Origin of the sequence: Streptomyces sp. YS-3 (assembly GCF_045257485.1) — a bacterium.
GTDB lineage: Bacteria > Actinomycetota > Actinomycetes > Streptomycetales > Streptomycetaceae > Streptomyces.
On record NZ_JBJHPC010000263.1, the window covers coordinates 1 to 9,697 of the forward strand.

8 protein-coding genes are annotated in these 9,697 nt (G+C 71.5%); 2 read left to right on the top strand and 6 right to left on the bottom strand.

From position 1 onward, the window contains the following. The coding region (locus ACJA3G_RS21105; RefSeq protein WP_406554579.1) for a hypothetical protein at window positions 1-600 on the top strand (600 nt) is incomplete at its 5' end. A gap of 64 nt (window positions 601-664) precedes the next feature. Here ACJA3G_RS21105 and ACJA3G_RS21110 read toward each other — a convergent pair. The 3 genes from ACJA3G_RS21110 to ACJA3G_RS21120 are packed head-to-tail and all read right to left on the bottom strand — an operon-like array spanning window position 665 to window position 4,122. After that, on the bottom strand, window positions 665-1,459 hold the full coding sequence (locus tag ACJA3G_RS21110; protein WP_406554580.1) for a succinate dehydrogenase/fumarate reductase iron-sulfur subunit: 795 nt from the start codon (window positions 1,457-1,459) through the stop codon (window positions 665-667). Continuing rightward, window positions 1,456-3,414 carry a fumarate reductase/succinate dehydrogenase flavoprotein subunit gene (locus tag ACJA3G_RS21115; protein WP_406554581.1) on the bottom strand — a complete coding sequence of 653 codons (1,959 nt, stop codon included), beginning with the start codon at window positions 3,412-3,414 and terminating at the stop codon, window positions 1,456-1,458. Before ACJA3G_RS21115 ends, ACJA3G_RS21110 begins: the two co-directional genes overlap by 4 nt. Then, a complete protein-coding gene (locus ACJA3G_RS21120) occupies window positions 3,415-4,122 on the bottom strand; it encodes a succinate dehydrogenase (protein WP_406554582.1) in 708 nt (235 codons plus the stop codon). 82 nt (window positions 4,123-4,204) lie between these two features. Here ACJA3G_RS21120 and ACJA3G_RS21125 point away from each other — a divergent pair, with 82 nt between their 5' ends. Next, window positions 4,205-5,092, top strand: coding sequence for a LysR family transcriptional regulator (locus tag ACJA3G_RS21125; protein WP_406554583.1), 888 nt, complete (start codon window positions 4,205-4,207; stop codon window positions 5,090-5,092). A gap of 15 nt (window positions 5,093-5,107) precedes the next feature. On the opposite strand, the gene ACJA3G_RS21130 is transcribed toward ACJA3G_RS21125, so the two are convergent. From ACJA3G_RS21130 to ACJA3G_RS21140, 3 genes are all read right to left on the bottom strand, one after another. After that, entirely contained in the window at window positions 5,108-7,282 is a 2,175-nt protein-coding gene (locus tag ACJA3G_RS21130) for a putative bifunctional diguanylate cyclase/phosphodiesterase (RefSeq protein WP_406554584.1), read from the bottom strand. Continuing rightward, window positions 7,279-8,091 carry an SAM-dependent methyltransferase gene (locus tag ACJA3G_RS21135; protein ID WP_406554585.1) on the bottom strand — a complete coding sequence of 271 codons (813 nt, stop codon included), beginning with the start codon at window positions 8,089-8,091 and terminating at the stop codon, window positions 7,279-7,281. Before ACJA3G_RS21135 ends, ACJA3G_RS21130 begins: the two co-directional genes overlap by 4 nt. Window positions 8,092-8,330: 239 nt before the next feature. After that, window positions 8,331-9,302: an SCO0930 family lipoprotein gene (locus ACJA3G_RS21140; RefSeq protein WP_406554586.1), complete on the bottom strand. Its 972-nt coding sequence runs from the start codon at window positions 9,300-9,302 to the stop codon at window positions 8,331-8,333. Between the last annotated feature and the right edge of the window lie 395 nt (window positions 9,303-9,697).

Below are 9,697 nucleotides of genomic sequence, written 5' to 3' on the forward strand. Positions count from 1 at the left end.
GACTCCGCGCGCCCGCCGCCCTCCTGGCCGCAGCCGCGGCCCTCACCCTCGGCGCCACCACCGCCGCGGGCGCCGCCGCCCCCGGCAAGACTCCGCGCGCCCGCCGCCCTCCTGGCCGCAGCCGCGGCCCTCACCCTCGGCGCCACCACCGCCGCGGGCGCCGCCGCCCCCGGCAACCACAACGCGGCCGGACCGGTCACCGCCGCCATCAACCCGCCGACCTTCAGCGGCTGCACCACCAGCATCTTCGGCGTCGGGGTGACGGTCACCAGCAACGCCGCCAACGGCTCCTGGAGCATCACGGCCCAGAACGGCTCGCCCGTCTCGGCCGGGCTCACCATGCCCAAGGGCGGGGTCGTCATCAAGACGAGCGGCCTGGCCGCCTGTACGCTCACCGCCTCGCCCGCCGGCCCCAGTACCGTCAACGGCACCTGGACCAACGGCGCCCCGTCCCGGCTCGCCATCGCCAACGCACCCGTGGCGGCCACCGGGACGGGCGGCTTCCTCTGCCCGACCGGCAACCAGACGGCCACCTTCTCCGCCACCTACGACGTCACCGACACCACCGACCCGGCCCAGCAGATCACCGTGACGGGCTGAACCGTCCGTACGGCGGCGGTGTGCCCCGGACCCGCGGTCCGGGGCACACCCGCCGCGTCCCGCCTCAGCGGCCGGCCCGGCGCGCCTTCCTGGTCGCGCGCAGCCACTCCTTGTTCATCGCCGCGATGGAGGGCAGCGGGATGCCCTTGGGGCAGGCGGTGGCGCACTCGCCGGTGAGGGTGCAGCCGCCGAAGCCCTCCGCGTCCATCCGGCCGACCATGTCCAGCACCCGGGTCTCCCGCTCGGGCGCCCCCTGCGGCAGGACGTTGAGGTGGTTGACCTTGGCGGAGGTGAAGAGCATCGCCGAGCCGTTCGGGCAGGCCGCCACACACGCGCCGCAGCCGATGCACTCGGCGTGCTCGAAGGCGAAGTCGGCGTCCGGCTTGGGCACCGGCGTCGCGTGCGCCTCGGGCGCGGCCCCCGTCGGGGCGCTGATGTAGCCGCCCGCCTGGATGATCCGGTCGAAGGCCGAACGGTCCACGACCAGGTCCTTGACGACCGGGAAGGCCGCTGCCCGCCACGGCTCGACGTCGATGGTGTCGCCGTCGCGGAAGGCCCGCATGTGCAGCTGGCAGGTGGTAGTCCTTCCCCAAGCTCTCGAATCCGCTCGAGCAGGGGAGACCCCATCGGGCCCGTGCGCGTCGCCGTTGATGACCAGGCTGCACGCGCCGCAGATCCCCTCCCGGCAGTCGTGGTCGAAGGCGACCGGGTCCTCTCCGGAGAGGATGAGCTCCTCGTTGAGCGTGTCGAGCATCTCCAGGAAGGACATGTCGGCCGAGATGCCGTCCACTTCGTAGGTGGACATCGCTCCGTCGGCGTCGGCGTTCTTCTGCCGCCAGACGCGCAGGGTGAGCTTCATGCGTAGCTCCGCTGGGTGGGGTGGACGTACTCGAAGACGAGGTCTTCCTTGTGCAGGACGGGGGCGGCGCCGGTCTCCGTGAACTCCCAGGCGGCGGCGTACGAGAACTCCTCGTCGCGCCGCGCCGCCTCGCCCTCGGGGGTCTGGGACTCCTCGCGGAAGTGGCCGCCGCAGGACTCGGCGCGGTGCAGCGCGTCGAGGCACATCAACTCGGCGAGTTCCAGGTAGTCGACGACGCGGTTGGCCTTCTCCAGGGACTGGTTGAACTCCTCACCGGTGCCCGGGACCTTGATGCGGCGCCAGAACTCCTCCCGGATCCGCGGGATACGCTCCAACGCCTTGCGCAGCCCCTCCTCGGTGCGGGCCATTCCGCAGTACTCCCACATGAGCTCACCGAGCTCGCGGTGGAAGGAGTCGGGGGTGCGGTCGCCGTCGACCGCGAGCAGCAGATGGAGCCGGTCCTCGGTCTCGGCGACGGCCTCGGCGACCGCCGGGTGCCCGTCGGTGACCGGCTCCAGGTGCGGATGGCGCGCCAGATAGTCGTTGACGGTGGCGGGGAGTACGAAGTAGCCGTCGGCCAGGCCCTGCATCAGGGCCGACGCGCCGAGCCGGTTGGCGCCGTGGTCGGAGAAGTTGGCCTCCCCGATCGCGAAGAGCCCGGGAACGGTGGTCTGGAGGTCGTAGTCGACCCACAGTCCGCCCATGGTGTAGTGCACGGCGGGGTAGATCCGCATCGGCACCTCGTACGGGTTCTCGGCGGTGATCCGCTCGTACATCTCGAAGAGGTTGCCGTACTTCTCCTCGACCTTGTCGCGCCCCATCCGCGCGATGGCGTCCGCGAAGTCGAGGTAGACGCCCTGCCCGCCCGGGCCCACGCCACGGCCCTCGTCGCAGACGTTCTTGGCGGCGCGCGAGGCGATGTCGCGCGGGACGAGGTTGCCGAAGGAGGGGTAGATCCGCTCCAGGTAGTAGTCGCGCTCCTCCTCGGGGATCTCCGCGGGCGGACGGGTGTCGCCCTTGGCCCTCGGCACCCAGATGCGGCCGTCGTTGCGCAGCGACTCGCTCATCAGGGTCAGCTTGGACTCGTGCTCGCCGGTGCGCGGGATGCAGGTGGGGTGGATCTGGGTGAAGCAGGGGTTGGCGAAGTAGGCGCCGCGCCGGTGGGCCCGCCACACCGCGGTGGCGTTGGAGTTCATGGCGTTGGTGGAGAGGTAGAAGACGTTGCCGTAACCGCCGCTGGCGAGCACCACCGCGTCCGCGAAGTAGGTGTCGATCCGGCCGGTGACCAGGTCGCGGGCGACGATGCCGCGCGCCCGGCCGTCCACCACGATCAGGTCCAGCATCTCGGTGCGGGCGTGCAGTTCGACGTTGCCCGCCGCGATCTGCCGCGAGAGCGCCTGGTAGGCGCCGAGCAGCAGTTGCTGGCCGGTCTGGCCGCGTGCGTAGAAGGTGCGGGAGACCTGGACGCCGCCGAAGGAGCGGGTGTCGAGGAGTCCGCCGTACTCGCGGGCGAAGGGAACGCCCTGGGCCACGCACTGGTCGATGATCTCCACGGAGATCTCCGCGAGCCGGTGGACGTTGGACTCCCGCGCCCGGAAGTCGCCGCCCTTGACGGTGTCGTAGAACAGCCGCCGGATGGAGTCGCCGTCGTTGCGGTAGTTCTTGGCGGCGTTGATGCCGCCCTGCGCGGCGATGGAGTGGGCCCGGCGCGGGGAGTCCTGGAAGCAGAACTGGACGACGTGGTAGCCCTGTTCGGCCAGGGTCGCGCCGGCCGAACCGCCCGCCAGCCCGGTGCCGACGACGATCACGGTGTGCTTGCGGCGGTTGGCGGGGTTGACGAGTTTCGCCTCGAAGCGGCGGGTGTCCCAGCGTTCGGCGACGGGACCCGGGGGCGCCTTGGTGTCGGCGACCGGCTCGCCCAGCGCGTAGAGCGGGTAGTCGATGGATGAGGTCATTCAGCTCACCACTCCGGTCATGACGGCGACGGGGACGGAGATGAATCCGAGGGTCAGCACCAGCGCGAGCACGTTGGCGAGGGTCTTGAGGATCCGGTCGCGGGCCGCGCTGCCGGCGCCGAGGGTCTGCGCGGCGCTCCAGAAGCCGTGCTGGACGTGGAGGCCCAGGGCGAGCATCGCCACGATGTAGACGGTGTTGCCGTACCAGGTGGAGAAGGTGTCGATCACGTTCTGGTACGGGTGCCCGGGCTGGAAGCCGCCGGGGTGCGCGGTCCCGGTCGTCAGGTCCAGGATGTGCCAGACGATGAACAGCCCGAGGATGACGCCGCCCCAGCGCATGGTGCGGGTGGCGTAGCTCGCGCGGGGGCGCTTGTGCACGTACTTCTCGGGGCGCGCCCCGATGTCGCGCCGGCTCAGCTGGTACGCGCAGACCGCGTGCGCGACGACGGCGGCGACCAGCACCACCCGGATGATCCAGAGCGCCCACGCGTGGTGCAGGAACGGCTCACCGACGGTGCGCAGCCAGTGCGCGTACCCGTTGAAGTCGCCCGCACCGAAGAAGATCTTGAGGTTGCCGAACATGTGGGCGGCCAGATAGGTCAGCATGATCAGACCGCTGACGGCCATGACCGCCTTCTTGCCGACGGTCGAGTCCCACACGGTGCGCGTCAAGGACGGTTTTCGGTCCGTCCGCGTTGCCAGAGCCATGCCCTAGACGCTAGGGGCCGGACAGCAAGAGGTCCAAGACATGGATACGCTCATTCCGATAGGCATGGCCTATCGTGGTTCCATGCAGTTCCAGCAGCTCCTGTACTTCGTGGCCGTCGCCGAGACCCGCCACTTCACCCGCGCCGCCGAGCGGGTCCACGTCTCGCAGCCCTCGCTCTCCCAGCAGATCAGGGCGCTGGAGAAGGAGCTGGGCGCCGAGCTGTTCAGCCGCGCCCGGGGCAATATCGCGCTGACCGACGCGGGCGAGGCGCTGCTGCCGCTGGCCCGCCGCATCCTGGCCGACGCCGACACCGCCCGGATCGAGGTGCAGGAACTGGCCCAGCTGCGGCGCGGCCGGGTCCGGCTCGGCGCCACCCCCAGCCTGTGCACCGGGCTGCTGCCGGATGTGCTGCGGGACTTCCACGACCGCCATCCGGGCATCCAGCTCCTGATCGAGGAGGGCGGCTCCCACGACCTCGTACGGGAGCTGGCGCGTGGCGCCCTCGACCTCGCCCTGGTGGTGCTGCCACTGCCGCCCGGCTCCCCGGCGCTCAGGACCGTCGAGCTCATCCACGAGGACCTGGTGGTCGTCTCGGCCGCCACCGAACCCGCCCCTGGCACCGACGGCCGCGTCCACGTCCGCGATCTGCGCGACGCCCCGCTGGTCATGTTCCGGCACGGCTACGACCTGCGCGAGCTCACCGTCGCGGCCTGCCGCGCCGAGGGCTTCGAGCCGGTCTTCACGGTCGAGGGCGGCGAGATGGACGCGGTGCTCGGCTTCGTACGGGCCGGGCTCGGCATCGCGGTGGTGCCGAGCATGGTGGCCACCCGGGCGGGCCGCGACCTGCGGGTCACCCCGCTGGCCCGCCCGGGGCTGCGCCGTACGATCGCGCTCGCCCACCGCAGCGACGTGGACCCGCCGCGCGCGGCACGCGAACTCCGGCGGGTCCTGCTCGGGGTCGGGGCCTGACGCGGCCGACAGGGGTCAGACGGCGTCGGTGAGGGCCAGCGAGTGGATGCGGTCCGGGGCGCCCGGACGCGCGTAGTACCAGCCCTGGGCGGTGTCGCAGCCCAGCTCGCGCAGCTGATCGGCCTGCGCCCCGGTCTCCACCCCCTCGACGGTGACCGCCAGATGGAGGCTGTGGGCGAGCGCCACGATCCCCTCGACGATCTTGATGTCGACCGGATCGGCCGGGTGCTGCTGCATGGACTGGGTGAACGAGCGGTCCAGCTTCAGCACGCTCACCGGGAGCCGGCGCAGGTTCGCCAGGTTGGAGTAGCCGGTGCCGAAGTCATCGAGCGCGATGTCCACACCCATGTCCGCGAGCTGGCGCAGCGGCTTGAGCAGGTCGTCGTCGGCACCGATCAGCGCGGACTCGGTGACCTCCAGGCACAGCGCGCCCGGCTCCAGGCCGGAGCGCTCCAGGACCTCCACCGTGTCGGCCACCAGGCCCGGGTGGTGCAGCTGCGTCGGCGAGAGGTTCACGTTGACCCGCAGCGGGCCGCCCGCCCGGGAGCCCGGGTGGCGCTCCTGCCAGAACCTCGCCTGGCGTACGGACTCCGCCATCACCCAGCGCCCCAGCGGCACGATCAGACCGGTGTGCTCGGCGAGCGGGATGAAGCGGTCCGGGCCCAGCACCCCGTGCTGCGGATGCGACCAGCGCACCAGCGCCTCCGCCCCGTGCACACTGCCGTCGACCAGGTGCACCAGCGGCTGGTACTCGATGAAGAACTCCCCGCGCTCCAGCGCGGCCGGCAGCGCGTTGGTCAGCCCGTGCCGGGTGATCGCCCGGGCGTCGGCCTCCGGGTCGGCCCGCTCGAAGCGGTTGCCGCCCGCGGCCTTGGCCCGGTACATCGTGATGTCCGCGCTGCGCAGCACCTCCGCCGGGCCGCGCTCGCCCGCCGGGCCCTCCACCACGCCGATCGAGCCGCGCACGGACAGCTCACGGCCCTCCAGCCGGATCGGGGCGGAGAGCACGTGGAGGATGCGGGAGGCCAGTTCGTCGACCTCGCGCAGGGTGTCGGTGCCGGTGGTCAGGGCCACGAACTCGTCGCCGCCCAGGCGCGCCACCATCTCGCCGGGCCCGGTCGCACAGCTCTGCAGCCGGTCGGCGACCTCCACCAGGAGCCGGTCGCCCGCCGAGTGGCCGAGGCTGTCGTTGACCGCCTTGAACCCGTCGAGATCGAGGTAGCAGAGTCCGAAGCGCTTGCCCTCGCCCGCCGAGAGCGCCTTGTCGAGCCGCTCGAAGAACAGGGTGCGGTTGGGCAGCCCGGTCAGCGCGTCATGGGTGGCCTCGTAGCGCAGCCGCAGGTTCAGCAGCCGCCGCTCGGTGGTGTCCTCCAGCAGGGCGAGCTGGTACTGCGGCCGGCCCTCGGCGTCGCGCAGCAGGGAGACCGTGAGATTGGTCCACAGGACGGTGCCGTCGCCCCGGTAGTACGGCTTCTCCACCCGGTAGTGGTCGCGCTCGCCCCGGACCAGCTCCTCGTAGAGCTTCCAGACCTGCGGCGCGTCCTCGGGGTGCACCCACTCGCTGACGTTGCGGCTGCGGATCTGCCCCTCGACACCGCCGAACATCCGGGTGAGGGTCTCGTTGACCTCCAGGACACGCCCTTCGAGGTCGGCGATGCCGATACCGACGGCGGCGCCCTCGAAAATCGCGCGGAACCGGGCCTCGGTGGTGTGCAGGGCCTCCTCCGCGGCGCTGCGCGCGGAGAGCGCCGAGCGGGCGATGGCCTCCTGCTCGCGCAGGGTGCGTTCGCGCAGCGCCTGGGCGAACCCGGCGGCCAGCGCGTGCTGGAGGCGGGCGCACCGGGCCCGCGCCTCCTCGGCCCGCAGCTCCCCGCCCGTACCGCAGTACAGGACGAGATAGGAGTCGACCACGCCGAGGGTGCGGCTGAGCGCGTCCGGGTCGGTGCAGTGCGCCCCGACCAGGGCGGAGCCGATCTCCTGCGCGGGCGAGGGGTCGAAGTGGCGGCGGTGCAGCGCCTCGATGAGCCGGCGGGCCAGCGGCAGCAGATGGCGTTCGAACTCGGGGCGGGTCAGCGAGGTGGCCGTCACCGGGAAGATGGCCCGGCTCCAGATGGTGGCGAACCGTCTGAGCCGGGACTCCGGACCGTCGGGATCGTCGGGCTGCCCGTCCGCGGGGGCCGGGGTGCTCACGCTATGCGTCCCACGCCGGCGAACCCCGCGAAGGCATAGGGGTCTTCCTGCTCCGGGGAGTTCTCCGGGCGCCACATCGGCATCTGCACCAGACCGGGCGCGACCATCTCGAACCCGTCGAAGAAGGTGGCGATCTCCTCGCTGGTCCGCATGACCAGCGGATTGCGGATGTTGCGGTAGACGCCCACCGCGCCGCCGGCCCGGTCCTCGCTGAGCGGGATGCCCTCGTACGCGGCGTGGGTGAGGATCAGCATGCTGCCGGGGGCGAGCGCCTCGCGCAGCTCCGCGACCGCGGCGCGCGGGTCGTCGGAGTCCTCCACGAAGTGCAGCACGGCGACCAGGAGCAGCGCGAGCGGCCGGTCCAGGTCGAGCAGCCGGGCCACCTCGGGGCTGGAGAGGATGTCCTGCGGCTTGCGCAGATCGGCGGCGATCACACCGGCCCGCTCGTTGCCCTGCAGCACGGCCGTGCTGTGCGCGACGGCCACCGGGTCGTGGTCGACGTAGACGACCCGGGCCTCGGGGACGGCGCTCTGGGCGACCTCGTGGACGTTGCCGAAGGTCGGGATGCCCGAGCCTATGTCCAGGAACTGCGTGATGCCCTCGTCCAGGGCGAAGCGGACCGCCCGCCGCATGAACGCCCGGTTCGCCTGCATCACCTTGGGCAGCCCCGGAATGAACTCCATGGCCTTGCGCGCGGCTTCCCGGTCCACCTCGAAGTTGTGCGAGCCGCCCAGGTAGTAGTCGTAGATGCGGGACACACTCGGCACCGAGATGTCGATGCCCGTAGGGGCCCAGGCAGGACGCTCCATCTATGTCTCCAACAACTCGCCGCGGGGGTGTGATGGCCATGTGCATGGTCGGTGTTCGAGCTGAGGCTACTGATCGTCCGGCAGGAGGGCGAGTGAAAACGGAAAATGCCGATCCGTTATTGGTCACACACAAGTTCGGTCACATCTCGCCGAACGCGCCCCGGTCGCGGCCGGAGCACACGTCGAACCCGCCACCGCGCGGGGGACACGGTGACGGGCCGACGGCCTGGGGAGGGCGCTTACTTGGCGGTGGCGATCAGCTTCCCCTCGGGCGAGACGGCGTACCAGGTGCCGCCCACGCCCTGGCCGTTGGTGTCGCCGGGCTTGCTGTCGCCGGAGTAGGTGTAGACGGGCCAGCAGTTGATGGACTGCTGCTTGACGCCGTCGGGCCGGTTGAAGGTGACGAATCCCTTCTGGATGATGCCCTCGGTGTTCTTCTTCTCGACGGGCGCGACCACCGGCCACTTCTTGAGGCAGTCACCGGTGCAGGCCGACTTCATGGGCCAGGCGGAGTCCTTCTTGAACCGGTAGACGGTCATCCCCCGGGCATCGACGATGACCTTGCCGAGCTTGGGGTCCTCGCGGACCGACAGACCCGGCAGGCTCGGCGAGTCCGCCCCGGCCTCGGCGCCGCCGGCGGCGGGCGCCGCCTTCTTGCCGTCGGGGGCCGAGGCGTGCCAGGTGCCGCCCACGCCCTGCCCGGTGGCGTCGCCGGGCTTGGCGTCCTTGGTGTACCGGTACATCGGCCATCCGGCGATCGTCAGCTGCTTGCTGCCGTCGGTACGGGTGACCTCGCCGATCAGGCTCGCGTCGGTGCCGGGCGCGGCGACGGCGCTGCCCGCGGGCACGGCCGGCCACAGCTTCGCGCAGTCGCCGTCGCAATTCGACTTGGGCGGACTGGCGGTGTCCTTGTCGAACCGGTAGAGCGTGAAGCCGGCGCTGTCGGTGACCACCTTGCCCAGCTCCTTGCTGTCCCACACCGCGAGCTGCCCCGCCGACTTGGCGGCCGTCTGGGAGGTCGAGCCGGACGCCGAGCCGTAGCCGCCGTCCCCGTATCCGTAGCCGGTGCCGCTGCCGGCCGCCGGTGCGGCGTTGCCGACCGGCTGGCCCTTGGGCGAGGCACTTCCCTTGTCCTGACCGCACGCCGTCGCCGTGAGTGCCAGTACTGCCGCCGCCGTCACCGCGAGCGAGGCGTTGCGCCAGGTTGCCATGTCAACTCCTGTTGATCCTCTGCCGGTTGTGGCGCCTGGGGTGCGCCTTTCATGGCTCTAGGTACGCGTCAGACGCCCCCGGGCGTTCAACGCCTGCGAAAGAATTTTCCCGCCGGCGCCGAATCGCCCTCGGCGGTTCCAAACGCAAATGCGACCGACCTCCCCCCATCAGGCGAATCCGTGCCGGTCTCATGGCCGAACCGCCCGCGGGGCCGGATGATCCTCGGCGTGCACGTACCCCACCTGGCCCAGCGGCTGCTCTCGGCCGCCGCCCTCGCCCTGCTGCTGGCCGGCCCCGCGGGCGGTTCGGCCATGAGACCGGCACGGATTCGCCTGATGGGGGGAGGTCGGTCGCATTTGCGTTTGGAACCGCCGAGGGCGATTCGGCGCCGGCG

Coding starts and splice junctions, on each gene's coding strand:
- ACJA3G_RS21110 (WP_406554580.1), bottom strand. CDS start 1,459: ATGAAGCTCACCCTGCGCGTCTGGCGGCAGAAGAACGCCGACGCCGAC.
- ACJA3G_RS21115 (WP_406554581.1), bottom strand. CDS start 3,414: ATGACCTCATCCATCGACTACCCGCTCTACGCGCTGGGCGAGCCGGTC.
- ACJA3G_RS21120 (WP_406554582.1), bottom strand. CDS start 4,122: ATGGCTCTGGCAACGCGGACGGACCGAAAACCGTCCTTGACGCGCACC.
- ACJA3G_RS21125 (WP_406554583.1), top strand. CDS start 4,205: ATGCAGTTCCAGCAGCTCCTGTACTTCGTGGCCGTCGCCGAGACCCGC.
- ACJA3G_RS21135 (WP_406554585.1), bottom strand. CDS start 8,091: ATGGAGCGTCCTGCCTGGGCCCCTACGGGCATCGACATCTCGGTGCCG.
- ACJA3G_RS21140 (WP_406554586.1), bottom strand. CDS start 9,302: ATGGCAACCTGGCGCAACGCCTCGCTCGCGGTGACGGCGGCGGCAGTA.